The following is a 24,388-nucleotide window of genomic DNA, read 5'->3' as shown; positions in this document are numbered from 1 at the left end:
CCCTGACGGGGCGCGTTTGTCGCCCCCCTCTTGAAGGAGGCAAGCCCCGATGTCCGCAACCCTCAAGGCACCCCTTACCGTCGAGTTCCCTTTCACCCGCTCCCTCGGGCCCGTTCAGAGCGCCTTCCTCACCGGGCTGCGCGAACGCGTCGTTCTCGGTGTGCGTACCGGTGACGGGCGGGTTCTTGTACCGCCCGTCGAGTACGACCCCGTCACGGCCGAGGAGATTCGCGACCTGGTCGAGGTCGCCCCCACCGGCACGGTCACCACCTGGGCCTGGAACCACGAGCCGCGCCGCGGCCAGCCCCTCGACACCCCCTTCGCCTGGGCCCTGGTGCGGCTCGACGGCGCCGATACGGCCCTGCTCCACGCCCTCGACGCCCCCGGACCCGACGCCGTACGCACCGGCATGCGCGTCCGCGTCCGCTGGGCCGAGGAACGCTCCGGTGCCATCACGGACATCGCCTGCTTCGAGGCGTACGACGGCGATCCGGTTGAACCGGCGGGCCACAGCGGCGAGTTCGCCGACCCCGTCACCGGGATCGTCGCCCCCGCCCGCCTCGACTACACCTACTCGCCCGGCCGCGCCCAGACCGGCTACATCAACGCCCTCGCCGAGCGCCGCAACGTGGGCGAGCGCTGCCCCTCCTGCCGCAAGGTGTACGTACCGCCGAGGGGCGCCTGCCCCACCTGCGGGGTGGCCACGGCCGAGCAGGTGGAGGTCGGGCCGGGCGGCACGGTGACCACGTTCTGCATCGTCAACATCAAGGCGAAGAACCTCGACATAGAGGTGCCTTACGTATACGCCCACATCGCCCTCGACGGTGCCGACCTCGCCCTGCACGGCCGAATCGCCGGCATCCCCTACGACCAGGTGCGGATCGGCCTGCGCGTCGAACCCGTGTGGACGGAAGGCGCTCGCTACCCCGACCACTACCGGCCCACCGGCGAGCCGGACGCCGAGTACGACACGTTCAAGGAGCTGTTGTGAACCGGGAGATCGCCGTCGTCGCCTTCGCCCAGACCGACCACCGTCGCACCAGCGACGAGCTCTCCGAGGTGGAGATGCTCATGCCGGTGCTGCACCGGGTCCTGGAGCAGACGGGGTTGAAGACGTCCGACATCGGCTTCACCTGCTCCGGCTCCAGCGACTACCTCGCCGGCCGCGCCTTCTCCTTCACCCTCGCTCTCGACGGCGTGGGCGCCTGGCCGCCGATCTCCGAGTCGCACGTCGAGATGGACGGGGCGTGGGCGCTGTACGAGGCCTGGGTGAAGCTCCAGACGGGGGACGCGGACACCGCGCTCGTCTATGCGTACGGCAAGTCCTCGCCCGGGTCGGTGCGCGACGTACTGACCCGCCAGCTCGACCCCTACTACGTGGCGCCGCTGTGGCCCGACTCCGTCGCCCTCGCCGCCCTCCAGGCGCAGGCGCTCATCGACGCCGGCGGCACGGACGAGCCGGCGCTGGCGGCGGTCGGGGCGCGCAGCCGCGCGGACGCCGTCGCCAACTCCCATGCGCAGCTGAGGGGTTCGGTACCGCAGGGGGAGTACCTCGTACGGCCGCTGCGCACCGGGGACTGCTCGCCGGTCGGTGACGGGGCCGCCGCCGTGGTCCTCGCGGCGGGCGAGCGGGCCCGGGACCTGTGCGAGCGGCCCGCCTGGATCCGGGGCATCGACCACCGGATCGAGGCCCATGGCATCGGCGTACGCGAGCTGACCGACTCGCCCTCCACCCGCCTCGCCGCCGAGCAGGCCGGAGCCTTCGAGCGGCCCGTGGACACCGCCGAGTTGCATGCGTCGTTCACCTCCCAGGAGGTGATCCTGCGCGAGGTACTGGGGCTCGACGACAGGGTGCGTGTCAACCCCTCGGGCGGGGCCCTGGCCGCCAACCCGGTGATGGCCGCCGGGCTCATCCGGATCGGTGAGGCCGCCGCGCGCATCCACCGGGGTGAGTCCGACCGGGCGCTGGCGCACGCCACTTCCGGCCCCTGTCTGCAACAGAACCTGGTCGCCGTACTCGAAGGGGATCCGCGATGAGCAAGGAGCCCGTGGCCGTCGTAGGGGTCGGCCAGACCAAGCATGTGGCGGCGCGCCGGGACGTGTCGATCGCCGGGCTCGTACGTGAGGCCGCCCGACGGGCCCTCGACGACGCCGAGTTGACGTGGGCCGACATCGAGGCCGTCGTCATCGGCAAGGCGCCCGACTTCTTCGAGGGCGTCATGATGCCCGAGCTCTACCTCGCGGACGCGCTCGGCGCCGTCGGTAAACCCATGATGCGGGTGCACACGGCGGGCTCGGTGGGCGGATCGACCGCGCTGGTCGCCGCGAGCCTGGTCGCCGCCCGCATCCACGGGACCGTACTGACCCTGGCGTTCGAGAAGCAGTCCGAGTCGAACGCCATGTGGGGCCTGTCCCTGCCGATCCCGTTCCAGCAGCCGCTGCTGGCCGGCGCGGGCGGCTTCTTCGCCCCGCATGTGCGGGCGTACATGCGGCGCAGCGGCGCCCCCGACACCGTCGGCTCCCTGGTGGCGTACAAGAACCGCCGCAACGCGCTCAAGAACCCGTACGCCCATCTCCACGAGCACGACATCACGCTGGAGAAGGTCCAGGCCTCGCCCATGCTGTGGGATCCGATCCGCTACTCGGAGACCTGCCCGTCCTCCGACGGAGCCGTCGCGATGGTCCTCACCGACCGCGCGGGGGCGGTCCGGGCGCCCCGCCCTGCCGCGTGGATGCACGGGGGCGCGATGCGCAGCGAGCCGACGCTGTTCGCGGGCAAGGACAGTGTGTCGCCGCGTGCGGGGCGGGAGTGTGCGGCGGACGTGTACCGGCAGGCGGGGATCGCGGATCCGCGCCGGGAGATCGACGCGGTGGAGATGTATGTGCCGTTCTCCTGGTACGAGCCGATGTGGCTGGAGAACCTCGGTTTCGCCGACGAGGGGGAGGGCTGGAAGCTCACCGAGTCCGGCGTCACCGAGCTGGACGGGGATCTTCCGGTCGACATGTCCGGCGGGGTGCTGTCCACCAATCCCATCGGTGCCTCCGGCATGATCCGTTTCGCTGAGGCGGCGCTCCAGGTGCGGGGGCTGGCGGGAGAACACCAGGTGGCGGGCGCCCGCCGGGTGCTCGGGCATGCCTACGGCGGCGGATCGCAGTTCTTCTCGATGTGGCTCGTGGGCGCCGAGCCGCCCACCTCGTGAACCTTCCTCTCACGTGGCCTGTCGGCGGTCGTGGTCGATCGCTAGTCTGGCGGGCGGACGACGAACCGGGAGGAGCACGGACGTGGCCGAGAGCACCATGGAGCAGCGATCGCTCGACGGCTGGCACAAGCCGGCGGAACTGGACCTCAGCAAGGCGGACTGGCGGTCCAGCAGCCAGGGGCGGGGAGATGTCCAGATCGCCTTTGTCGAGGGCTTCATCGCCATGCGCAACAGCGGCAGCCCCGAGAGCCCCTCGCTGATCTTCACCCCCGCCGAGTGGGGCGCCTTCGTGTCGGGGGCCCGCGAGGGCGAGTTCGACCTGACCTGAGCGGCCGCCCGGTTTCAGTCGGTGGGCGGCCGGGGCCGCCCACCGACTGGGAGCGGGAGAAGCGCTCCGGGGCCGGGCGGTCAGCGGAGGGTGACCTCGCACGGGCCGTTGTACGGCGCCAGCGACAGCACGGTCCGCGGTGTCCGCAGCCCCTCGTGGCCCGCGAACAACTCGCGCGCCGCGGCGAAGTCCACCTCGTCACCCACCACCGGCGCGACCTCGTCGTACAGCTCGCGGACCGGCTCCACGAGTTCCTGGCCGGCCTCGGTCTCCGTCCCCCAGATGTCCCACAGCAGCGTCTCGACCTTGTTCAGGTCCGCGAGGTCGAGCCGGACGTTGCCCGCCACGAACCACTCCCCGTTCAGCGGCCCCTCCGCCGGCGGGTGGAGGCCGAACGTCCCGGGGTCCGCCTCACCGGCCCGGATGGCCTGCCACGCCTTGCCCGCGACGAGGAAGCGGTCGCGCGGCACGTCCATCGGATCGAAGTCGATCTTCCAGGCGTCGGCGATCAGGGGCTCCGTCAACTGTGCGTCGGCGAAGAGCCAGCCCCGCGCCGGGTCCCAGTACTCGGTGACCACGTGGTCGGCGTGGAAGCCGTTGTCGCCGAAATACGTGGCGAAGCCGGACCGGAGCCGGGCGGGCACACCCATGTGGCGCAGGAGCGAGCAGTGCAGCAGCGAGAAGTCGCGGCAGACCCCGACGAAACGGTCCTCGGGTTCGCGGCGGTGCGACAGCGGCGCGTCGTTTCGCCCGACGACGATCCGCAGGATGTCGTCGAGGTAGCGCGTCTCGGCGTCGTTGTGCAGCCGGTCCTGCGGGGTGGCGTAGCGGAATGTCTCCCCCTCGCCCCGATGGATCATCAGATCCCGTGCGACACGGGCGAGTCGAGCCGGATCGCGCGGCAGGTCGGTGTAGCGCGGAGTGAGATCGCCCGGGTCGGTGAACGCGCTCTGCGTGGCGTAGAAGGCGGCGACGTCCGGTGCGAGGTGTGCGGGTGGCATGACTGAACCCCCAGAATGAATCGGCCACGCGTTCGATTTGCGGGCCGCTTCGCCTCACCGTGCCAAAATTCCCCCGCAATTGTCCAGAATTCCCACAAGGGCCCGACTGCTCGGAATTTCCTTCCCGAATTCCATCCGACTCGAATTAATGGATGACTGCTCGCCTATCATTAGGCTCATGGAGTACTCGATCAGCGCGGACGCGCGGCTCGCCCTGGACCTGGCCCTGACCGTCCGCCACGACGGCAGCGGCGGTGTCGCCGACGACCTGACCGAACCCACGGGACTCACCACCTGGGTCCGGGCACACCCGGACGCCCTGCCGACCGCCCCCGGCTTCACCGCCGACGAGGCCGCGCTCACCGCCGTACGCGATCTCCGCGCCGCCGTCCGGGCCCTGTTCGCCCGTGCCGTCAGCCCCGGCGAGCCCAGCCCGGCCGACGCCGGCCGGCTGCTGCCCGTCCCCGAGGCGCTGGCGCGCCTCAACGGGGCCGCCGCCCTGACCCCGACCGTCCCGGTGCTCTCCTGGGGCCCCGACGCCGAACCCGTCGTACGTCACGAACCCGCCACCGGCGACGACCCGCTCGCCGCCGCGCTCGCCCGCGCCGCCGTCGCCTTCCTCACCAGCCCGGAGCGGCAGCGGCTGCGCGCCTGTCACGCGCCACGTTGCGTGAGCTACTTCCTCAAGGAGCACCCGCGTCAGGAGTGGTGCAAGCCGTCCTGTGGCAACCGCGCCCGCGTCGCCCGCCACCACGAGCGGCACAAGAAGATCGCCGGTCAGCCGTCCACGCGACTGTCCTCCGCCCGGTAGGCCGGTCGGAAACCGCCGAACAGGCCTCGCCGCCCCGCGCCGGGCACGCGCCGTGGTGCCCGGAGCAGGCGGCGCGAGCCCGGAACGGCCGCGGAACCCCGCTCACCGCCGGCCGGGGCGGGACGGCCCACGGCCCCTGCCGGACCGGCCCGGCGCTGGGCTGACAGCCTCCGCACGGGTGACCGCACCGGACCCCGGATCGGCCCCCGCAATAGCCTCGCCCACCCGACACCGAGCACCTCCGGGCACGTACCATGGCGGCATGTCCTTCCTCCGCCGCCGCAGCGCCACCCCTGCCGGTCCCGACTTCGACGTACTGGCCATGGACCCGGGCGACTGGCCGGGCAATCTCGGCGCCGGCCTGCTGCCCGCCCCCGACGGCAGCTGCCAGGGCGTCTTCCTGCGTTACGACCTCTACGGCGGCCGCGGCCCCGCGATGATCATCGGCAACCTCCCGGAGGGCTCCCCGGCGCGCGAGGTCGCCGACGGCGAGGTCCCCTTCGAGGTGGCCCAGCTGCTGATCGCGCTGGAGAACGAGGAGGACATCACCGTCGTCGGCGCCGAGGACATGCCGGTGATGCAGGGCGACAACCTGCTGATCGTGCGCCGCCTCAAGCTCTCCGAGTCCCGGATCTCCTGCGTCCAGTTCGACCGCAGCGACAACGTCCTGGTGACCATCGCCGCCTGGGACCGCCCCATCACCGACGACCTGTACGCCCTGCTCAAGCCACTCCCGGCGGAGCTGTTCCAGCAGGGCTGAGAGCACAACGGGGACGAAGACGAAAGGGCCGGGCTCGCACCCGGCCCTTCGTCGTGCCCCAGGCGGCCTCGACCTCACGCGGCCGGCAGCACCCGCACATCCGCCGCCCGCACGAACGCCACCCGGTGACCGAACTGGATCTCGTAGTAGAGGTCCTCGCCGACCACGACCCTGTGTCCGCTCGTGTCGAAGCCGACGGCGTAGTAGTACTCGCCCGGCACCCGGTCCCCAGCGGCGTACTTCTGGCCCTTGAGGAGCTTGTACGGCAGCGGGGACACCGCCTGCGCGGGCACGCCCGCCGGGTACGCCTCCTGCTCCGGGTAGGCGCGGCCGTACACCGGGATCTCGGCGAGGCCCTGCCTGGGCGTGACGACCGGACCGGCCGCGCCGACCGCCGTCGGCCGCCCCTTCGGATTCCGGAACCAGGCCTTCTGCCCCAGGTACCAGATCGCCGTCCAGTCGCCCTGCCGCCCGGCGACCGCGTACTGCTGGCCGGTGGAGACCCGCGAACCGAGGTCGTTCACATCGATCGTCGAGTCGCCGCCGCCCGGCCGCAGGCCGACGTCCTTGATCAGGGGCGAGGTCACATCGGGCTCGCTGTACAGGCGAACGGCGCTGGAGCCGTGCACCGCGCAGGGCTCACCCCCGGTCGCGCAGCCGGTGAACTCGGGCCGGTTGTCGGGGTAGTTCGGGAGGATGGTGACCAGGGAACCGTTCTTTCCGGACGTCGGGCCGAACGGTTTGCCCAGCAGTTCGAAGTAGTGCCGCCAGTCCCAGTACGGGCCCGGATCGGTGTGCATCCCCGGGATCGTCGCCGTCGTCGGGCCGGGCACGGTGTCGTGGCCCAGGATGTGCCGGCGGTCCAACGGGATGCGGTACTTCTCGGCGAGGTACTTCACCAGCCGCGCCGACGTGCGGTACATCGCCTCCGTGTACCAGGCGTCCGGCGAGGCCAGGAACCCCTCGTGCTCCAGACCGATCGACTTGGCGTTGACGTACCAGTTGCCGGCGTGCCAGCCCACGTCCTTGTTCTTGACGTGCTGGGCGATGTGCCCGTCCGTGGAGCGCAGCGAATAGTGCCACGACACATAGGTCGGGTCCTGGACCAGCTTCAGCGTCGTGTCCCAGGTGGCCTCGGTGTCATGGACGACGATGTACCGGATGCTCTGCGACTTCGGCCGGTCCGCCAGGTCGTGGTTGCCGTAGTCGTTGTCGCCGAACTCCTCGTAAGGCGCCGGGATCCACTCGCAGGACACCGTCCTCGGACACTCCGTGCCGTCCACGGCCGCCGCGCGCAGCCCGGCCCGGGACAACTGCCCGGTGTCGGGGCGCAGATCCGGCTCGGCGGCGAGCGTCACCCGCTGGCCGGCGTCCGTGACGCGCCCGGCGCCGTCGCGGATCACCGCGAACACCTCGTTCGCGTACGCCGCCGCCGTCGCCCGGTCGTCGGCGCCCGAGAAGCGCGCCACCGCCCCGTACCAGTCCGCCGGATCGGTACTCGGCTCCGCGCCGAGCTCCCGCTGCGCGTCGGCGAGCAGCGCGGCACCGCCCGCCACATTGGCCTCGGCGTCCGTGCGCAGCGCCTCTGCGGGCAGACCGGTCAGCTCGGCCGCCTTCGTCAACGTCCTCAGCCGGGCCGGGAGTCCGGAAGGCTGGGGCAGATCCGCCTCGGGCACCAGCCGTGCCCGGGAGTCGTCGCCCCGCGCGTCCTCCGTGCCCTCGCTGTGGTGCGGGGCCTCGGCCAGAGCCGTACGCGCGTCGGTGAGATGCATGGGGCCGTAGCCGCCGGTGACGCTGGCCGCGCCGCCGTGCGCGTCCCAGCGGGACTGGAGATAGGAGACGCCGAGCAGAACGCTGCGTGGTACGTCGTACCGCGCGGCCGCGGCGGTGAAGGCGCCCTGCAGACGGGCCGGAGAGGAGGACGACTGGCCGGCGGGCGGGGCCGCGCCCAGCAGGGGCAGCAGCAACACCGCCGGGGCTGCGGCGACCGCCGTTCTGCGGAGACGTCTGTGGTGCGGGGTGGGCCTGCGGTCGGTGGGGGATCCTCGCAAGGCGGCCTCCTGGAACGGTGGGGCGTTGGCGGGGCGTGCGGGGCCTGGGTCCCCCGCGCGAGCGAAACCGAGCGTGGGGGAGTGCACCAGTGCTATCGGTCGGCCGACGATCCGTCAATCATGCCCGGAGGAGGGCTGGTTCCTCGGTGATTGCCTTCCCTGACATGACGAAGGTCCGCGGCGCGCCCCTGTTCCAGGACGCACCGCGGACCTTCCTTTCCCCTCAGCGAGTGCCGACCGCCGCCCGTACGGCCTTGCGGGCCAGCTGACAGTCGTCGTGCAGCCGCCTGAGCAGCAGCCGCTGTTCCTCGCCGGACGGCGCGGCAGCCGGGTGGGCGGGGCCCGGTGCCGCCGGGGTCGAGTCGCGCATCGAACGCTGCACGGCCGTCTCGTAGGTACGGATCTCACGGGTCAGTACGAGCATCAGGTTCACCAGGAACGCGTCACGCGAGGCCGGCCCCGCCGACTGCGCCAGCTGACTGATCTGCCGCCGCGCCACCGGGGCGTCTCCGAGCACCGCCCACAGCGTCGCCAGGTCGTACCCCGGCAGATACCAGCCCGCGTGCTCCCAGTCCACCAGCACTGGACCGGCCGGTGAGAGCAGGATGTTCGACAGGAGGGCGTCGCCGTGACAGAACTGGCCCATGCCCTGACGGCCCGACGCATGCGCGATGCCATGCAGGAGCTTCTGCAGATCGCCCATGTCCCGGTCGGTGAGCAGACCCAGCTCATGGAAACGGGAGATCCGCTCCGCGTAATTCAGCGGGGCCTCGAACGTCCCTGCCGGTGGCCGCCACGCGTTGAGCCGGCAGATCGCGCCGAGCGCCGCCCGGATGTCGGCGCGCGGTGGCGCCTCCACCGGATGCCGCCGCAGAGCGGCCACCCGGCCCGGCATCCGCTCGATGACCAAGGTGCAGTTGTCCGGGTCCGCCGCGATCAGCCTCGGCGCCCGCACCGGCGGGCGGTGCCGGACGAACGAGCGGTATGCGGCTATTTCATGCCGGAGCCGCTCCTCCCAGATGGGGGAGTGGTCCAGTAAACACTTGGCGACGGCCGTGCTGCGCCCTGTCGTACCGACGAGCAGCACCGAGCGGCCGCTTCGGCGCAGCACCTGGACCGGAGTGAACTCCGGGCAGATGCGATGCACCGAAGCGATCGCCGTGCGCAGCTGCGCGCCCTGAGGGCCGGACAAGTCGACTCTCCCGCTGAGCGGTTGGGTGCCGAGCCCCGGCACGCGCCGCGTCCGGCCGGCACCCAGTACCGGGGCCGCCGTGCGTGTGGGGTCAAGGTAGGGGCCGCCGCTGCCCGGCTGGCGGGAGTGCAGCGACCGGGGAGGAGCGGACACGGAGGACGATGCTGCGTACATGGGGGAAAACAGATCCCTTCGTGTGCCGGCAATGTCACGCGCTACCCGCCCCGGCCGTCCGGGGACACCCTGGGGAGTGCCCGTCGGGGCGACCGGGTCGGGGTGGCGCTTTCCTACCTGACACCGGATGGGCCGTGGCAGACCATGTAGCGCACCCTGGCGAAGCCTGGCGAATAGTCCCCGAGCAACTGACAGCGGGCTACATTCAACTCAGCCGAGAACCTGGGGGCTTGACGTGGGCGGACAACCCAACACCCGACTTGGAGACCTGTTCGGCCTGGCCGGCTGGTCGAAGGGAGAGCTCGCGAGGCTGGTCAACCGGCAGGCGGCGGCCATGGGCCACCCTCAGCTGGCGACCGACACCTCACGGGTGCGGCGGTGGATCGACATGGGAGAGATCCCGCGCGATCCCGTGCCGCGGGTGCTGGCGGCGCTGTTCACCGAGCGTCTCGGCCGTGTCGTGACCATCGAGGACCTCGGTCTGGTCCGGCACGGGCGTACGGGGAAACGGCAGGGCGACGGGAATGTGGAACATCCCGACGGTGTGCCGTGGGCGCCCGAACGGACTGCTGCGGTCCTCACCGAATTCACGGGAATGGACCTCATGCTCAACCGACGCGGCTTGGTGGGTGCGGGCGTCGCGCTCACCGCGGGACCCGCACTCAGCAGCGCCATGCACGACTGGTTGCACACCGATCCGGCCCTCGCCGCCGACGCTCCCGACCTCGACGATCCCCTGCACGCCGACTCCGCTGGGTTCGACCGGTACGAGGCCGCCCCCATCGGGTCGCAGGAGATCGAGGAACTGGAGCGTTCGGTCGAGGTGTTCCGGGCCTGGGACGCGGCCCGCGGCGGCGGGCTGCAACGCAAGGCTGTCGTGGGACAGCTCAACGAGGTGGGAGGCATGCTCTCCTACCGCCACCCCGAACATCTCCAGCGGCGCCTGTGGGGCGTCGCCGCCAACCTCGCCGTCCTCGCCGGCTGGATGTCGCACGACATCGGCCTCGAACCCACCGCCCAGAAGTACTTCATCATCGCCGCCCACGCCGCCAGGGAGGGCGGTGACCGGCCACGCGCCGGCGAGGCCCTCTCCCGGGCGGCCCGACAACTGGTGCACCTCGGCAAGCCCGACGAGGCGCTCGACCTCATGAAGCTCGCCCAGTCCGGCTCCGGCGAGCAGGTGCTGCCGCGCACCAAGGCCATGCTCCACACCGTCGAGGCCTGGGCACAGGCCTCCATGGGCAAGGGCCAGGCCATGCGCCGCACCCTGGGCCAGGCCGAGGACCTGTTCGTCTCCGACCGGGGGGACGTGCCGCCGCCCAGTTGGATGCAGATGTTCAAGGAGGAGGACCTCTACGGCATGCAGGCCCTGGCCTACCGCACTCTCGCGGAGCACGACCCGGCCGCGGCCAAGCAGGCCCAGCACTACGCGGAGAAGGCCCTCGAACTGCGCGTCGACGGCCGGCAGCGGTCGAAGATCTTCGACTTCCTCTCCATGGCCTCGGCGTCCTTCATCGCCGACGACCCGGAGCAGGCGGCCGGCTACGCCCGCCTGGCCCTGGCGTCGATGGGCACCAACTCCTCCCACCGCACCTGGGACCGGCTGCGCCAGATGTACCGGCTCACCGGTCAGTACTCCAGCTATCCGAAGATCCAGGACCTGCGGGAGGAGATCAAGCTCGCTCTGCCCAAGATCCCGTCGAAGAACAAGGGCGACATCGCGTCGACGTGACCGTCGGGGACCGGCTCCTTCAGGAACTGACCCTGGCGACGAGCACACAGGCGTCGTCCTCGCGCTCGGTCTCGCCGAACGCTTCCACCACTGTCCGTACACACTCCTGGGCCGTACGCGCCTCGCCGAACCGTGGGGCCAGGTCCAACAGCCGCTGGACGGCTGCCTCTCCTCCCCGCCGCGGGACCAGTCCGTCGGTGTGCAGGAGCAGCAGATCGCCCTGCTCGAGTGTCACTTCGGCCTGCCCGTAGACGGCACCCGAGGTCGCTCCGAGCAGGACGCCGTCCGGCGATGTCAGCACGCACCCCGTCCCGTCGCGGAACAGCAGCGGGGCGGGGTGCCCTGCCTGCGCCCAGACGAGGGTGCGGGTCGCCGGCCGGTAGCGGCAGCAGACGGCGCTGCCGAGGGCGGGTTGCACGGTGACGTCCAGTAACTGGTTGAGGCAGGCCATCAGCCGGCCCGGCTCGGTGCCCGCCATCGCCATGCCGCGCAGCGCGCCGATCAGCATCGCCATGCCCGAGGTGACGGTGACGCCGTGCCCGGTGAGGTCGCCGACGCTCAACAGACTCTCCCCACCCGGCAGTTCGAGGGCGTCGTACCAGTCGCCGCCGATCAGGGCGCTTGTCGAGCAGGGCAGGTAGTGGGCCGCCAGGTCCAGCTTCTCGGGTCCCTGTCGCGGGAGCCGCAGGGAGCCGTGCCACGGCGGCAGCACGGCTTCCTGCAGCTCGACCGCGAGCCGGTGCTCGGTCTGCGCGATATGCCGCTGGCGGTGCAGCGAGTCACGGGTCTCGCTCACCGCCCGCTGGCTGCGCCGCAGTTCGCTGACGTCTCGCAGTACGGCCCACATGGAGGCCGTACTGCCGTCGTCGTCGAGCACGGGCTCGCCCATCATGTGCACGGTGCGCACCCCGCCGTCGGGCAGCACGATGCGGAACTCCCCATCGATGCGTTTCGCGTCGATCAGACAGTCCGTGACCATCGCCGTCAGCTTCGGCCGGTCCTCGTCGAGCACCAGCGCCGGCAGTTCGTCGAGGGTGAGCGGTGGGGCGTCGGGGTCGCGGCCGAGGATCTGATACAGCTCCCCGGACCAGCTCGCCTCGTCCGTCAGCAGATTCCACTCGGCGCTGCCGACCCGGCTGAGCAGCGATTCGCGCCGCGGTGCCGGGACCGGGGCCACCGGGATGTCGGCCGTGGCCGCGGGGGCCGACGGCAGGGCCGGGCCGTCCCGCAGCTGGGCCAAGTGGTCGTCGAGGTCGCTGAGTTGATGCAGCGCCAGATCGTAGAGCGCGCGCTGCCACCGGCCCTCCGGGTCCGCTCCGTCGGCGGGCGCGTCACGCCGTACGGCGTCCACGTCGCCCAGCAGTCGCCGGGTCTGCGAGATGAGCGCGTCGACCGTGCCGCGCCGGGGCGGCTGGGCGGCGGGACGATCCGCAGAGAGATGGGACGGCATCACGTACTCCGATGGGGGACGGTACGACCAACGCTGACGTAAGGGCCGATTACGACTGTTGCACAGCCCGCGACGCCCTGTAAGGGATTTGGCAAGACACGATGCGGTGGTGCTTCTGGCATATGCCACCGTCCTTGCGGGTGAGGTCCACCACGGCGAGTCGGTACGCGTCCGGAAGGCCAAGTCGTAGGGATCGTACGCGACTTGACGGACCGTCGGCCGTATTCACATGTCTCTCATTCCCATGTTCGAGGGGCATATGTGCGAGCCCTCTCGGTTACATAGAGCGGCACATGTAAATCAGACCGCGCTGACGCCCAAGGATGCGTCCGAAGCCGGGAGTGTGGGTGACATAGGTCACAGAGGTGAATCCGGGAAGCCCCGTCATGCGAAAGACCTCAGCGAGGTCGAAGAGGCACGTCGGCGCACGGCCGGCCCGCACCGCAGGAAGAGCTTCACCCGAAACGGAGACTGTTCATGACCGTCACGCTGGAACAGCACGCCCGCGCCCTCCTCGTCACCGCCGAGGACCAGGAGGTCCCGGTGCCCGCGAGCCTGCGCTATTCCTCCGACGATCCGCTGGCCGTGCACCTCGACTTCCCGGCCGACATATCGCTGAACGGTTCCATGGTGACCTGGACGTTCTCCCGCGGTCTGCTGGAAGAGGGAGTGCTGGCCCCCGCCGGCGCCGGCGATGTGCACATCTGGCCCTGCGGCCGCTTCCGCACGGTGGTGGAACTGCACTCCCCGTACGGCATGGCCCTGCTCCAGTTCGAGAAGGCGGCTCTGCAGCGCTTCCTGCTGCGCAGCTACGCCGTCGTCGCCGCCGGAAGAGAGGAACTGGGCCCGTCACTCGACCGGGGCCTGGCGTCCCTCCTCGACGGTGTCTGACACCCGGCCCGATGGGGCGTCGGCGGGTACGGGCCGGCGCTCAGTACCGCAGGACGCCCGCGATGCCCCGGGCGTCGCCGAGCGTGCCGTCGGGGACGAAGCGGACCTCGGCGCCGGTGTCCAGGCACCGTTCGACGATCTCGTCCACGATGTCCTCGCGGACGTCGAGGTCGCCGCTCTCGGCCGGGACGAGATGGCCGCCGCCCCCGTCGGCGCGGACGGCCGCCCGGTAGTTCTCCTCCACGGCCAGAAGCTGGATACGGCCCTGCTGGGCGTTCTGCCGGACCTCGTCGACCCCGGCGGCGAACACCTTGTGGCCACGGGCCGCTTCGAGCCGCCGGGCCACGGTGTCGACGTTCCTGCGGTCCTCGGCGTCGATCAGGGGCCGGACCGCCTGCCACACGGCGTCCGGGGTGCCGTGCGCGAGACCGCCGTACGGAATGTGGGTGGCGTCCTTGGTGGCCGTGCCGATCTCCTCGAGCAGGGACAGCGCGGCCGTCTCCCCGGTGACGTAGAGGGGCCGGTCGTGCGTGCGCAGCACACGGGCCAGGGCGGTGTCGGCGTCGCGCAGGAAGTGCCGGGTGTCCTCGTCGCGGAAGGCGGACGGCAGGTCGCCGATGCGCTCCTGCCGCTCGGCGTCGAAGTTGGCGCGGTCACGGGTGAGCGGGAAACCTCCGACGTGCGCCTCGCTGACGCGGTCGCCGCCGCCGTTCCACAGCGTGACCCGGTCGGAGGAGACCGAGAGCACCCAGAACGTCCGCTCGGCGGCCTGCGCGGCCACCAGGTTCCGGGTGAGGAAGGTGTCCGAGAGCACCACGCGCTCCGGCACCGGGCGGGCCAGTGACCAGACCTGGTGTTCACCGGGCGCCGCGAAGATCACCAGGCCGTCCTCGGCGTGCGTCAGGTCCACCTCGGCCAGTGCCTGGTCCAGCTGCTCGACGACGTCGTTGCGTCGCTCCCGCGTCACCGCGGGATCCTGCTCCAGCTGCTTCTTCGCCTCGGCCACGACATTGCGCAGCCGGACCGGATCCTGGGCGTTCTCGGGCTCGCGGCGGTGCGTCGGCGTCAGTACCGACACCGCGGGATAGGGCCGCGGACGGCGCAGTTCGGTGAGGGTCGCGGGACTGAGGGCATGCTCCATGACTTCACGATAGGACTGATTCGCGTGTCGGGCATTTGGGGTAAACCGGCAGCCGGTGCGGGCGGCCCCGGCACTCTGGAGGGGGCAAGGGCCGAGCCCGTCGGCGCGCACCGGTGAAGGTGTGCGCCGACGGGCTCGGCGGTGCCGTGCGTCTGCCGCGAGGGTCAGCCGACTTCCTTCTTCAGCGCCTTGTCGGCGGCGGCCTTGGACGGCTTCCACCACGTCGTCACCGGCTCCCAGACCTTCACCTTCTTGCCCGTGCCCAACTGCTTCGCGGTGAAGGTGCGGCCGTTGTAGTTCGGGTTGGCCGACACGGTGATCGTGCCGACGCGACGCGCCTCCGGGTCCTTGAGGTCGGCGATCGTACGGACCGCCGCGTACACCGTCTTGCCCGCGCCGACCTTGTACGGGCCGCTCTCGCCCGAGGGCACCGGCAGGGCCGCCCCGTCGAGGGCGCCGAAGGTGACGACGGGGAGGCGGTCGATCGTGCAGGTGCGGGCGCCGGTGTTCTTGACGCTGATGTGCACGACCCTCGCGTCCTTGGACTGCTTGGCCCCCAGCTTGAGGACCTTCGCCTTGCAGACCGGGGTCTTGGCGGCAGGCTGGGCGGCCAGACCCTGCGGGGCGGCGGTGAGGAGCAGCGCGGCGCCCGCGGCCGCCGCGGTCGAGAGGGTGAGGACGGAACGAATACGCATCGGTGGAATCCCCCAGTTTTGGTCACGTACGGGTACGGCGCACACAAAGGTGACGCATACCCAATGTGACGCGCGAGATCCGCGCGGGGTTGTAGCGAACTCGTCCGTGTTACACGCCCGATGCTCAATCGTCGGCTCCGCAGGAACTTCCGTCGTCCGGCAGCGACCCGAACAGCAGGAAGTCGTCCACCTTGTCGTGCACGCACTTCGACGAGCCGTACCCGGTGTGCCCCTTGCCCTTGTTGTCGAGGACGACCGCCGACGAGCCGAGTCGCTTGGCCGTCTCCACGGTCCAGCGGTACGGGGTGGCCGGGTCGCCCCGGGTGCCCACGAGCAGCATCTTCGGGGTGTCGACGTCCCGCACCTCCTCGCGGATGAAGTCGGTGCCCGCGGGGCGGCCGTAGCACATCAGCACCTGGGTCAGCCGGTACCGGCCGAACACGGGAGAGGCCTCCTCGTACGCCGCGCGCAGGTCGTCGAGGTCGTCGGTGATCTGCTTCGCGGTGGGCCGGTCTGGGTCGTCGGCGCAGTTGACCGCCATGAGCGCGGCGGGCAGGTTGTCCAGCGGGACCTCCTCGATGTCGACGAGCCCGCCGTCCGGGCTCGGTGTGGCCGACGCGGTGGGGTCGGGAGGCTCGTGGGGGCGGGTCGGCGCCGCGGACCGGTCCGAGCCGGCCGGCGGGGCGAAGCCGCCGCCCGCGAGCGCCATGACGCCGCGGGTGTCGCCGTCGTGGACGAGCATGTTGAGCGCCTGGGTGAGCGCGGGCCACATCTGTTCGCTGTAGAGGGCGTGGCTGATGGCGCCCACCAGGTCCTGGCCCGTGAAGTCCTGCCCGAAGTCCGACGGCACGGGGTGCTCGTCCAGCGCGTCGACCAGTTCGACGACCTGCTCACGGGCCGAGCGGGCGTCCTGCCCGAACGGGCACGTCAGCTCCTCGGTGCACGCGTCGAGATAGTCGTCCAGCGCGGTCTGCTGGCCCGCGGCACCCACCAGACCCTGCTCGGTCAACGGCTCGGTGAGGGTGTCCACCCCGTCGAGGACCATGCGGCCCACCTTCTTGGGGAACTGCGCCGCGTACACCGCGCCCAGCCGCGTCCCGTACGAGAAGCCGAGGTAGTTGAGCTGCTTGTCGCCGAGGGCGGCGCGCATCACGTCCAGGTCCCGGGAGGCGTTGAGCGTGCCGATGTACGGCAGCACCGGGCCGGAGTGCTTCTTGCACGCGGCGGCGGCCCGCCGCAGCTGTTTGAGCGCGGCCTGGGGGTTGTTCGAGTCCTCGCCGTTGTCGGTCGCCTCCAGAGCCTCGTGGGTGCCGTCGCCGCAGCTGACGGGGGAGGAGCGGCCGACGCCGCGCGGATCGAAGGAGACGAGGTCGTAGCCGTTCGTGAGATCCATGAACTCCTCGCCCCCGTAAGCGAGTTCGGGAACGCCCGGGCCGCCGGGGCCGCCGAAGTTGAGCAGCAGCGAACCGCGCGAGTCGCCGGTGGCCCGGTAGCGGGCCATGGCCAGGTCGAGGGTTCCGGCCTTGGGCCGGGCGTAGTCGAGCGGCACGGTGACCTTGCCGCACCGCAGGTCCTTGGGCATCTCCATGCCCTCGCACTTCGACCACTTGATCTTCTGCTGGTAGAAGCGGGTCAGGTCGGGTTGCTTGTCGTCCTGCTCGGCGTCGGCGCCCGCCGCCGTGGCCGGCAGCCCGGCCCCCAGCAGGGCCAGCACCGCGACCGCGGCTCCGGCGAGCGTGCGCCGTCTGTGCGTGGACCGCATGCGTGCCTCCAGGGAGACCCGGCCAGGGCGGCCGGCGACAACCCCCGGATCACGATAAACGGGCCCTCGCGGCCACGCCTCCCAGCGAGCGGGCCGGGCGGAAGTGCCGTACCCTGCGCCGCGTCGACGCCGTACGACGGTCCCGAAGCGTCGCCCGTACGCGTGAACGCGGCCGTCCGCAAGGCCCGTTGCTCAGCCGACGTCGGCCGTTTACGGCGTCGCGGGCGCGATCGGCTTCGGCGAGGATGGCCGCGGGGTGCGGCCGACCACCGCACCCGCGGCCGCACGGCGGCCGCGGACCCGCGACCTCAGCGAAGGAGCGCGAAGATGACCTCTCGGGGGCATCAGGACCTCGTCGTCACCCGGGCCACGCTCGACGACTGGGCGGTGGTCGCCCGATGGGCGGGGGACGAGGGGTGGAACCCGGGGCTCTCGGATCCGTCGTGCTTCTTCGCGCAGGACCCCGAGGGCTTCTTCATCGGCCGGCTCGACGGGGAACGGGTCTCGTCCGTCTCCGTCGTCAACTACGGCGACGACTACGCCTTCCTCGGCTTCTACCTCGTACGCCCGGACCTGCGCGGCCAGGGCCACGGCCTCGCCACCTGGAAGACCGCCCTCGCCCACGCCGGCCACCGCGCGGTCGGCCTCGACGGCGTGGTCGCGCAGCAGCACAACTACCGGCAGTCCGGCTTCGAGCCCGCCCACCGCACCTTCCGGTACTCCGGCGTGGTGCCGGAGACGGCCGTGCCCGCCGATGTCCGGCCGGTCGAGGACGCGGGATCCGTCGCGGCGTACGACAGCGCCTGTCACCCGGCCGACCGTCCCCGCTTCCTGGAGCACTGGCTGACCGCCGACGGACACCGGGCTCTCGCGCGGGTCGTCGACGGACGGCTCACCGGCTACGGCGTCGTCCGCCCCGGCCGGGACGCCCTGCGGATCGGCCCGCTGTTCGCCGACACCGCCGCGGACGCCCGGGCGCTCTTCGCCGGGCTCGCTGCCGAGGCCGCGGGGCGCGAGCTGGCCATCGACGTGCCGGAGCCGCACGCGGCCGCCGTGGCGCTGGTCGAGGAGTACGGGCTGACGCCCTCCTTCGAGACGGCCCGCATGTACACCGGTCCGATCCGGCCGTACGCCGCGGAGCGCGTCTTCGGGGTCACGACTCTGGAGCTCGGCTAGGCGACGGGGCGGCGTCTCCCGCCCTGGCCGAGGGGGCGGCGTCCTCCGCCTTGCCCGGCCGGGCGCCGTCGCCCTTCTTGAACGCCCACTCCATGCGCGGCTCGACGACACAGCGGAGCACGGCCCGCACGGGCGAGGTGCACAGCAGGGTGATGCCGCCGACCGCCATGGCCGTGACCGCGAGCTCCCCCAGCGGGGTGTGCAGCCACTCGACGGCGTACCAGTCCCGGAAACGCGCCCACTTGATCACGAAGCCGTGCAGCAGATAGCCGTACATCGTGCCCGCGCCCAGCGCCGTGAACCACAGGTGCCGGCGCGGCACCCAGGCCAGGAAGCAGGCCGTCAGCAGCACCGCCAGACAGAACAGCGCGGGCGTGGTCAGCAGACCGGCCCAGCGGGAGACGCCCTGGCCGGTGACGCTGCCCCGGTGGTAGAACCAGCCCGCGTCGAACCACGGCGCCACCCAGTACGCCGCCACGAGCGCCCCCAGACCGGCCGGGAGCAGGCACAGGCGGACGCGGCGGGTGCGCAGCCGTTCGAAGTGCTCGGCGCGCAGGGTCAGCCCCAGCACGAAGAACGGCAGGAAACCGAGGACGCGCTGGATGGAGACGTCGCCGCCGAGATCCGGTGAGACCGCCGCCAGCATCGCGAAACCGAGCGCGAGCGGCACCGGGTGACGCAGCATCAGCCACAGGGGAGTGGTCAGCCGCCAGATGAAGAGCGCGACCAGGAACCACATCACGTACCAGGGATCCAGCAGGCTCAGCGGATAGCCCGGGTCGTCCTGCGCCCACCGGTAGAACAGCGTGTACGCCGTCTCGAACACGACGTACGGCAGCACCACACCCGTCAGCAGCCGTTTCAGCCGGCCGGGCGCCATGTCGAAGCCGCGCGAGAAGTAGCCCGAGATCAGGGCGAAGGCCGGCATGTGGAAGGCGTAGACGGTCAGATACGCGGCCGTCGCGGCACGGCTGCCGTACGTCAGCGGCTCCCACGCGTGCCCGCAGGCGACCAGGAGGATGGTGAGGTACTTCGCGTTGTCGAAGTAGGGGTCCCGAGAGGTCCGCTTCGCCCGCGGCCTCTCCTGGTCGGGTGAGGCCGCGGGGGCGGGGCGGGTGTGCTGCACCACGTCTTCGGACATCGGTGAAAGGTCTCCGGACAACGACAACGGAACCCGGACCGCCTGCCCCGTCCCGCCGTTCTCAGTCATCGTCGAGGGCGTCCCCGACGGTTTTGGCGTGGAACCCGCGGTCGTGGAACCGGCGGTGCAGGGCCCGCACCTCCCCGACGAGCTCCGGCACCGGGCCCTCGACCGTCACACCGGGCGCGATCTCATGCACGGGCAGGGTCCGCACCGGCGGCGCGGGAACCCCCAACTCGCCCAGCCAGGCGGCGAGTTGTTCGGACGAGGCGACGTACACGATACGGCCGAGGCCGACCCAGGCGTGGGCGGCCGCGCACATCGGACAGTGCTCGCCCGACGTGTACACGGTCGCCGCCGCGCGCTCCTCAGGGGTGAGCCGGGCGGCCGACCAGCGGGCCAGTTCGAACTCCGGGTGACGGGTGCGGTCGCCTCCCGCCACCCGGTTGTGGTCCTCGGCCAGCACCGTGCCGTCACCGCCCACCAGGACCGAACCGAACGGTTCGTCACCGGCCTCCAGTGCCTCGGTCGCGAGCTCCACACAGCGTCGCAGGTGCACCAGTTCGGAGTCGTTCACCATGTTCGTACGCACCCTCCTCATGGACCGCTCGGCCGCGCTCCGCGGGGTGCACCCTACGTCGTGTGACCGCATCGCACCTCTTTCCACGAGTGACACCGGACGGCTTCAGCGGACGGCTCAGTGGCGGGCGCCGGCGTGGGCACGCATCGCTCCAGTGCGTGAGACAGCGGGTGAATACCGTTGCCAGGGTGAACGACTGATGATGGAGTGAGCGCATGGATCACGCTGCTGTACTGGCACTGTTCGACCGGGACATGCGGGAGGGCGCCCGCCCCGACGGGCCCGGAGCCCGGATCGAGCGCGTGGGCGGAGTGGTGCGCCAGGTCGGTTCCGAGAAGGGCTGGAGCGGTGTCGTCTGGTCCGACCTGGACGAGGCGTCCGCCGACGCGGCGATCACCGAGCAGATCCGGTACTTCTCCGGACTCGGGCGCGACTTCGAGTGGAAGCTCTACGGCCACGACCTACCCGTCGACCTGGGGCAACGCCTGCGCACAGCCGGTTTCACGGCCGCACCGGAGGAGACCCTCATGGTGGCCGAGGTCGCCGACCTGACCCTCGACGTCGAGCCGCCCGAGGGCGTACGGATCCTGCCGGTCACCGACCGTGAGGGCGTGGACCTCGTGGCCGACGTCCACGAGAAGGCCTTCGGCACGGACAGCACCCGCATGCGCCACCAGCTCCTCGCCCACCTCACCGGGGACCCGGACTCGGTGGTGGCCGTCGTGGCCCTCGCCGGGGACGAACCGGTGAGCGCCGCCCGTATGGAGCTGGTCCCCGGGACCCGCTTCGCCGGCCTGTGGGGCGGCGGCACCGTCGAGGGCTGGCGCGGCCGCGGTGTCTACCGGGCCCTCGTCGCCCACCGTGCCCGCGTCGCCGCCGACCGCGGCTACCGCTACGTCCAGGTCGACGCCCTGGCCCGCAGCCGTCCGATCCTGGCCCGACTGGGCTTCGAACCGCTCACGACGACCACGCCGTACGAGTACGCGGTGGGGAGCGCCGCGGCGGCCTGACCGCCGGGGTCGGCGGGTCGCGCCGGTGGGTCACAGGTCGAGCTGGTACTCCACCGCCGTGTGCGTGGGCCGATAGCCGAGCGCGTCGTTGACACGGCGCATGGGTCTGTTGCTCTCCGCGGTGTCGGTGAGCAGGCCGAGATCGCGGTGCAGGCCGTGGGCGTGGAGGATGGCCTCCGCCTTCATCCACAGCCCCAGCCCGTGGCCCCGGTGCTCGGGCAGTACGGCCGTACCGTAGTGCTGCCCGTCACCCTCCCCGTCCCCCGGGAGGACGAGCTCCGAGAAGCCGACGATCGTGCCGCTCGACGCGTGCACCGCGGCCACGGTGTACAGCGAGTCGCCGCGCTTCGCGATCGCCTCGGCGGCGGCCACGACCCGCTCGACGTCCCAGACCACCGTCCCGTAGTCGGTGTCGCCCATCGGCATGTCGTCCATCGCCCGGCGCGAGGCGGCGTAGGTCCGGGCGAGTTCGGTGGGGACGACGCCGCTCCAGCCGGTCAAGTAGTAGCCGGGGTGCGGCTGTTCGGCGATCCGCGTGAGGTGGTCGGGTTCGGTCTCGGCGAGTTCGAGGCGGGCGTACATCAGGGTCAGCACCTGTCGGAAGCCGCACGCCGCGAGGAACGCGTCGCCGGAAGACCCCTGCTCGGCCTGCGCGATGACCGCGCGGCGCCGCTCGGCACGGGCCGTGTCGAGCGCAGCGTCGAGCAGCGCGGTGCCGACGCCCTGCCGCCGCTCGGCCGGGTGCACGGCGACGTCCAGCTCCGCCAGATGCGTCTGCCCCTCCTTGGCGAACAGCCGCAGGAAGGCGGAGCCGAGGGGGATGCCGTCCGCCCCGGACGCCAGCCACGCCAGACGGTGGCTGGACGGGGTCGCGGAGGGGTCGGTGAGCTGGGTGATGCGCGGGGGCAAGAGGGCTCCGGGGCTGGTCGGCGGGCAGGGTCGAGAGGCCCGGCGACGCTAACCTCCGGGTGCGACGACCCGCAACGGCATTCCGGCACGCGCGACTGTCGACCGTCGTACCGGGCGGTCGGGGCAGTCGGCCGGCGTGCCGGGCCGTCGCGACCAGCGGCCGTGACACCGGGCGCGCGCCCTCCAGCCGTCATTCCGGACGCGCGTGCAACCGCCTACCGGCGCACCCCGAACCCTCAGCGCCGTGCCTTGGAGCGGTCCAGTGCCGTGATCCCCAATGCCGCCAGCCCGATCTGAATGAGCCACTCGGCCCAGTCGACGCCATCGGTGTCGGCCACGCCGACACCCGCGGCGATCGCGCTTCCGATCAGTGCGGCGACGATGCCGACGAGGATCGTCAGCAGGATGCCGATACGCTGCCGGCCCGGAACCACGAGCCGGCCGAGTACACCTATGACAATGCCGATGACGATGGCACTGATGATGCCGTCGATCTCCATCTGATCTCCGCCCCTTGTCGTCGGGACCCCCGCAACCGTGCGAGTGCCCTTCGAACGCGAGTGCAGTCCGTTCCCGTTTCACGTCCTTCACGAGCCCGTCACCCATCCCGTGACGGCCAGCGTCTCCGCCGCGATGTCCATGACGGTGCGCCCGTCGGTCGCCACCCGGACGGTGTCCGCCGGAGCCCGTTCGTCCAGCAGTCGGGCCTTGTACGCGCTGCCGGCCAACTCCCGCTCCAGCTCGGAGCCGATCTCCCGCCCCCTGAGCCGCCGCTCGGTCGTCTCGTCGGTGGCGGTGAGCAGCACCCGTACGATCCGTACGTCCGCGCCCATGGCCCGCTGGAACGTGCCCGCCGTCTCGGTGAGCACGCTGAGGGTGTTGGTGTAGACGAGCCGCCGGTAGCCGAGCGCGGCGTAGTTGCCCCACACGGCCGTGAGGTTGCGCTCGGTGATGCCGGAGCGATGTGGATCACCCGCGGGCGCCGGGTGCACCTGCCCCATGAAGTCGCCCTCGATGATCGCGTGCGCGACCTCGGCGACCCGCAGTCGGTCGGAGATCTCCCAGCCCACCGTCGACTTGCCGACCCCGGCCCGCCCGCCGATCAGCAGTACCTCGGCCCGGTCCATCTAGCCCGCCACCTCCACGGAGTCGAAGCTCGGGTGTGCGGCGCACCTCAGCGCCTCCCGGATCACCACGGCCGGGTCCCCTTCGTGATACGGCCGCTCGGACGCCTCGATGCCGTCGAGGAACTCCTGGTAGCGCACGGCGTACGCGAGATGTGCCAGCGGCTCGGCCAGGGCGAGCGCGCGGGCGGGATCGCTCGCCGGGACGTGGGCCGTCCAGGCGTCGACCCAGACCCGGACGGCCGTGGAACGCACCGCCTCCGGAAGGAAGTCGTACAGGCGCAGACAGTCCAGAACGGGGTTGCCCCAGTGGGCGTCGGCGAAGTCCACGACGACGGGCGGGCGGCCGTCGCTGCGCCAGTTGCCCGGATGGAAGTCGGCGTGGACGAGCGTGTCGGGGAGCCCGCACTCGGCGATCAGGTCCCAGCGGTCGGCCAACTCCCTTGCCGCGTCCCGCTCCTGATCGGTGATGCCCAGTTCGACCGTGCGGTCGAGCAGTTCGTGGACCAGCCCGCCGAGGACCCGGTCCCGCCGGTCCCGGAGTCCGGGCGGCCGCCGGTCGACCAGTGCGGCCTGCGCGGCGACGAACCGGCTGACCCCGGCCTCGACCGTGGCGGCGTCGGCCGCCCAGCAGTCCTCACCGGGGATGTGCTCCAGCAGCACCCGCCGCTCGCCGGAGGCGAGAACCGTCGGGACGAGACCCGCGTCCACCTGCGCGAACGCGGCGATGACCGAGGCCTCGTCGGAGGCGAAGCGCGGTGTCGCCTTGAGCCAGACCGGGCCCTGCCCGGTCGGGAGCCGGAAGATTCCTGCGAGATTCCACGTCCGCCGCTGCTCGACCGGCCCCGTCACCGGCCGCCCCAGCGCGGCCAGCGTCCGCGAGGCCCAGTCGAGCAGTTCGCGCAGCCCGCCGGGCCGCGCCCACGGTGATCGAAGAGGGTCATCGACGTCCAACGGCCAATGCTCCACGGGGCGTTGTTCCAGCATCCCGACCGCGGGCTGCTCCAAGGCCTCCACGTGGTACGTCACATGTCCGTCCCGCCCGGCCTCACCTCCGTCGACCTCCAGGAGGCGCAGTACGAACACCGGCACCCCCAGGGTGCGCTCCAACTCTCCTGCGACCGGCTCGACTTCGGCCCACCACGGAATGTCGACGGGGAAGGGGCCGGTGACACCGAGGAAGTCCTCACCCGATGTCACCCATGCGCTGACGGTTCGACTCACGGCGACAGTGTGAGCGCCTCGTCGGCGATTGACATG

At 71.6% G+C, this 24,388-nt stretch carries 23 protein-coding genes; 10 read left to right on the top strand and 13 right to left on the bottom strand.

Annotated elements, in window-relative coordinates; genetic code table 11:
• Positions 1 to 49: 49 nt before the first annotated feature.
• The 4 genes from JIX55_RS04060 to JIX55_RS04045 all read left to right on the top strand — a co-directional run bounded on the left by JIX55_RS04060 (position 50) and on the right by JIX55_RS04045 (position 3,528).
• Positions 50 to 991, top strand: a complete 942-nt coding sequence (locus JIX55_RS04060) for a Zn-ribbon domain-containing OB-fold protein (RefSeq protein ID WP_257561834.1) — start codon at positions 50 to 52, stop codon at positions 989 to 991.
• Complete coding sequence (locus tag JIX55_RS04055) at positions 988 to 2,037, top strand: thiolase domain-containing protein (RefSeq protein WP_257561833.1); 1,050 nt, start codon at positions 988 to 990, stop codon at positions 2,035 to 2,037. Before JIX55_RS04060 ends, JIX55_RS04055 begins: the two co-directional genes overlap by 4 nt.
• A complete protein-coding gene (locus JIX55_RS04050; protein WP_257561832.1) occupies positions 2,034 to 3,200 on the top strand; it encodes a thiolase domain-containing protein in 1,167 nt (388 codons plus the stop codon). The genes JIX55_RS04055 and JIX55_RS04050 overlap by 4 nt, the downstream gene beginning before the upstream one ends.
• A gap of 82 nt (positions 3,201 to 3,282) precedes the next feature.
• Positions 3,283 to 3,528 carry a DUF397 domain-containing protein gene (locus tag JIX55_RS04045; RefSeq protein ID WP_257549707.1) on the top strand — a complete coding sequence of 82 codons (246 nt, stop codon included), beginning with the start codon at positions 3,283 to 3,285 and terminating at the stop codon, positions 3,526 to 3,528.
• A gap of 80 nt (positions 3,529 to 3,608) precedes the next feature.
• On the opposite strand, the gene JIX55_RS04040 is transcribed toward JIX55_RS04045, so the two are convergent.
• The gene (locus JIX55_RS04040; RefSeq protein WP_257561831.1) at positions 3,609 to 4,529 is read right to left on the bottom strand and encodes a transglutaminase-like domain-containing protein; all 921 of its coding nucleotides are present in this window, start codon (positions 4,527 to 4,529) and stop codon (positions 3,609 to 3,611) included.
• A 178-nt stretch (positions 4,530 to 4,707) separates the two neighbouring features.
• On the opposite strand from JIX55_RS04040, the gene JIX55_RS04035 reads away from it, so the two are divergent.
• Positions 4,708 to 5,340, top strand: coding sequence for a CGNR zinc finger domain-containing protein (locus JIX55_RS04035; RefSeq protein ID WP_257561830.1), 633 nt, complete (start codon positions 4,708 to 4,710; stop codon positions 5,338 to 5,340).
• Positions 5,341 to 5,602: 262 nt separating this feature from the next.
• Positions 5,603 to 6,100, top strand: coding sequence for a hypothetical protein (locus JIX55_RS04030; protein WP_257561829.1), 498 nt, complete (start codon positions 5,603 to 5,605; stop codon positions 6,098 to 6,100).
• Between the two features lie 74 nt (positions 6,101 to 6,174).
• On the opposite strand, the gene JIX55_RS04025 is transcribed toward JIX55_RS04030, so the two are convergent.
• Together JIX55_RS04025 and JIX55_RS04020 are read right to left on the bottom strand one after the other, a co-directional pair.
• The gene (locus tag JIX55_RS04025; protein ID WP_257561828.1) at positions 6,175 to 8,151 is read right to left on the bottom strand and encodes an N-acetylmuramoyl-L-alanine amidase; all 1,977 of its coding nucleotides are present in this window, start codon (positions 8,149 to 8,151) and stop codon (positions 6,175 to 6,177) included.
• A gap of 223 nt (positions 8,152 to 8,374) precedes the next feature.
• Positions 8,375 to 9,517, bottom strand: a complete 1,143-nt coding sequence (locus JIX55_RS04020; protein ID WP_257561827.1) for an aminoglycoside phosphotransferase family protein — start codon at positions 9,515 to 9,517, stop codon at positions 8,375 to 8,377.
• Between the two features lie 235 nt (positions 9,518 to 9,752).
• Between JIX55_RS04020 and JIX55_RS04015 the strand changes: the two genes are divergently transcribed.
• On the top strand, positions 9,753 to 11,249 hold the full coding sequence (locus tag JIX55_RS04015; RefSeq protein ID WP_257561826.1) for a DNA-binding protein NsdB: 1,497 nt from the start codon (positions 9,753 to 9,755) through the stop codon (positions 11,247 to 11,249).
• A 19-nt stretch (positions 11,250 to 11,268) separates the two neighbouring features.
• Here the strand turns inward: JIX55_RS04015 and JIX55_RS04010 are convergent, their stop codons facing one another.
• Positions 11,269 to 12,699 (bottom strand): PP2C family protein-serine/threonine phosphatase, encoded by a 1,431-nt coding sequence (locus JIX55_RS04010; RefSeq protein ID WP_257561825.1) that lies wholly within the window; start codon positions 12,697 to 12,699, stop codon positions 11,269 to 11,271.
• 477 nt (positions 12,700 to 13,176) lie between these two features.
• Between JIX55_RS04010 and JIX55_RS04005 the strand changes: the two genes are divergently transcribed.
• A complete protein-coding gene (locus JIX55_RS04005; protein ID WP_257561824.1) occupies positions 13,177 to 13,590 on the top strand; it encodes an SsgA family sporulation/cell division regulator in 414 nt (137 codons plus the stop codon).
• Positions 13,591 to 13,630: 40 nt separating this feature from the next.
• Here the strand turns inward: JIX55_RS04005 and JIX55_RS04000 are convergent, their stop codons facing one another.
• The 3 genes from JIX55_RS04000 to JIX55_RS03990 form a co-directional block, all read right to left on the bottom strand.
• The gene (locus tag JIX55_RS04000) at positions 13,631 to 14,731 is read right to left on the bottom strand and encodes a baeRF3 domain-containing protein (protein WP_257561823.1); all 1,101 of its coding nucleotides are present in this window, start codon (positions 14,729 to 14,731) and stop codon (positions 13,631 to 13,633) included.
• A 164-nt stretch (positions 14,732 to 14,895) separates the two neighbouring features.
• A complete protein-coding gene (locus JIX55_RS03995) occupies positions 14,896 to 15,426 on the bottom strand; it encodes a DUF4232 domain-containing protein (RefSeq protein WP_257561822.1) in 531 nt (176 codons plus the stop codon).
• Between the two features lie 124 nt (positions 15,427 to 15,550).
• A complete protein-coding gene (locus tag JIX55_RS03990) occupies positions 15,551 to 17,188 on the bottom strand; it encodes an alpha/beta hydrolase (protein ID WP_257561821.1) in 1,638 nt (545 codons plus the stop codon).
• A gap of 327 nt (positions 17,189 to 17,515) precedes the next feature.
• Here JIX55_RS03990 and JIX55_RS03985 point away from each other — a divergent pair, with 327 nt between their 5' ends.
• On the top strand, positions 17,516 to 18,364 hold the full coding sequence (locus JIX55_RS03985; RefSeq protein WP_257561820.1) for a GNAT family N-acetyltransferase: 849 nt from the start codon (positions 17,516 to 17,518) through the stop codon (positions 18,362 to 18,364).
• Here JIX55_RS03985 and JIX55_RS03980 read toward each other — a convergent pair.
• Both JIX55_RS03980 and JIX55_RS03975 read right to left on the bottom strand, forming a co-directional pair.
• The gene (locus JIX55_RS03980; RefSeq protein ID WP_257561819.1) at positions 18,342 to 19,505 is read right to left on the bottom strand and encodes an acyltransferase family protein; all 1,164 of its coding nucleotides are present in this window, start codon (positions 19,503 to 19,505) and stop codon (positions 18,342 to 18,344) included. The genes JIX55_RS03985 and JIX55_RS03980 overlap by 23 nt on opposite strands.
• Before the next feature lie 61 nt (positions 19,506 to 19,566).
• A complete protein-coding gene (locus JIX55_RS03975) occupies positions 19,567 to 20,085 on the bottom strand; it encodes a nucleoside deaminase (protein ID WP_257561818.1) in 519 nt (172 codons plus the stop codon).
• Between the two features lie 215 nt (positions 20,086 to 20,300).
• Between JIX55_RS03975 and JIX55_RS03970 the strand changes: the two genes are divergently transcribed.
• Positions 20,301 to 21,095 carry a GNAT family N-acetyltransferase gene (locus JIX55_RS03970; RefSeq protein WP_257561817.1) on the top strand — a complete coding sequence of 265 codons (795 nt, stop codon included), beginning with the start codon at positions 20,301 to 20,303 and terminating at the stop codon, positions 21,093 to 21,095.
• A 30-nt stretch (positions 21,096 to 21,125) separates the two neighbouring features.
• Here JIX55_RS03970 and JIX55_RS03965 read toward each other — a convergent pair whose 3' ends face one another.
• The 4 genes from JIX55_RS03965 to JIX55_RS03950 form a co-directional block, all read right to left on the bottom strand.
• Positions 21,126 to 22,004: a GNAT family N-acetyltransferase gene (locus JIX55_RS03965; protein WP_257561816.1), complete on the bottom strand. Its 879-nt coding sequence runs from the start codon at positions 22,002 to 22,004 to the stop codon at positions 21,126 to 21,128.
• A gap of 236 nt (positions 22,005 to 22,240) precedes the next feature.
• Entirely contained in the window at positions 22,241 to 22,504 is a 264-nt protein-coding gene (locus JIX55_RS03960; RefSeq protein WP_257561815.1) for a GlsB/YeaQ/YmgE family stress response membrane protein, read from the bottom strand.
• Positions 22,505 to 22,591: 87 nt separating this feature from the next.
• A complete protein-coding gene (locus JIX55_RS03955) occupies positions 22,592 to 23,131 on the bottom strand; it encodes a hypothetical protein (protein ID WP_257561814.1) in 540 nt (179 codons plus the stop codon).
• Positions 23,132 to 24,352 carry an aminoglycoside phosphotransferase family protein gene (locus JIX55_RS03950; RefSeq protein ID WP_257561813.1) on the bottom strand — a complete coding sequence of 407 codons (1,221 nt, stop codon included), beginning with the start codon at positions 24,350 to 24,352 and terminating at the stop codon, positions 23,132 to 23,134.
• Positions 24,353 to 24,388: the final 36 nt, after the last annotated feature.

Origin of the sequence: Streptomyces sp. DSM 40750, from assembly GCF_024612035.1 — a bacterium.
Classification (GTDB): domain Bacteria; phylum Actinomycetota; class Actinomycetes; order Streptomycetales; family Streptomycetaceae; genus Streptomyces.
This window is presented reverse-complemented; position numbering and strand designations above follow the sequence as displayed.

Bases quoted from the DNA above. Each gene is read 5' to 3' on its own strand.
- JIX55_RS04060 (WP_257561834.1), top strand. From the start codon at position 50: ATGTCCGCAACCCTCAAGGCACCCCTTACCGTCGAGTTCCCTTTCACC.
- JIX55_RS04050 (WP_257561832.1), top strand. From the start codon at position 2,034: ATGAGCAAGGAGCCCGTGGCCGTCGTAGGGGTCGGCCAGACCAAGCAT.
- JIX55_RS04040 (WP_257561831.1), bottom strand. From the start codon at position 4,529: ATGCCACCCGCACACCTCGCACCGGACGTCGCCGCCTTCTACGCCACG.
- JIX55_RS04035 (WP_257561830.1), top strand. From the start codon at position 4,708: ATGGAGTACTCGATCAGCGCGGACGCGCGGCTCGCCCTGGACCTGGCC.
- JIX55_RS04030 (WP_257561829.1), top strand. From the start codon at position 5,603: ATGTCCTTCCTCCGCCGCCGCAGCGCCACCCCTGCCGGTCCCGACTTC.
- JIX55_RS04020 (WP_257561827.1), bottom strand. From the start codon at position 9,517: ATGTACGCAGCATCGTCCTCCGTGTCCGCTCCTCCCCGGTCGCTGCAC.
- JIX55_RS04010 (WP_257561825.1), bottom strand. From the start codon at position 12,699: ATGCCGTCCCATCTCTCTGCGGATCGTCCCGCCGCCCAGCCGCCCCGG.
- JIX55_RS04005 (WP_257561824.1), top strand. From the start codon at position 13,177: ATGACCGTCACGCTGGAACAGCACGCCCGCGCCCTCCTCGTCACCGCC.
- JIX55_RS04000 (WP_257561823.1), bottom strand. From the start codon at position 14,731: ATGGAGCATGCCCTCAGTCCCGCGACCCTCACCGAACTGCGCCGTCCG.
- JIX55_RS03995 (WP_257561822.1), bottom strand. From the start codon at position 15,426: ATGCGTATTCGTTCCGTCCTCACCCTCTCGACCGCGGCGGCCGCGGGC.
- JIX55_RS03990 (WP_257561821.1), bottom strand. From the start codon at position 17,188: ATGCGGTCCACGCACAGACGGCGCACGCTCGCCGGAGCCGCGGTCGCG.
- JIX55_RS03985 (WP_257561820.1), top strand. From the start codon at position 17,516: ATGACCTCTCGGGGGCATCAGGACCTCGTCGTCACCCGGGCCACGCTC.
- JIX55_RS03980 (WP_257561819.1), bottom strand. From the start codon at position 19,505: ATGTCCGAAGACGTGGTGCAGCACACCCGCCCCGCCCCCGCGGCCTCA.
- JIX55_RS03975 (WP_257561818.1), bottom strand. From the start codon at position 20,085: ATGGTGAACGACTCCGAACTGGTGCACCTGCGACGCTGTGTGGAGCTC.
- JIX55_RS03970 (WP_257561817.1), top strand. From the start codon at position 20,301: ATGGATCACGCTGCTGTACTGGCACTGTTCGACCGGGACATGCGGGAG.
- JIX55_RS03960 (WP_257561815.1), bottom strand. From the start codon at position 22,504: ATGGAGATCGACGGCATCATCAGTGCCATCGTCATCGGCATTGTCATA.
- JIX55_RS03955 (WP_257561814.1), bottom strand. From the start codon at position 23,131: ATGGACCGGGCCGAGGTACTGCTGATCGGCGGGCGGGCCGGGGTCGGC.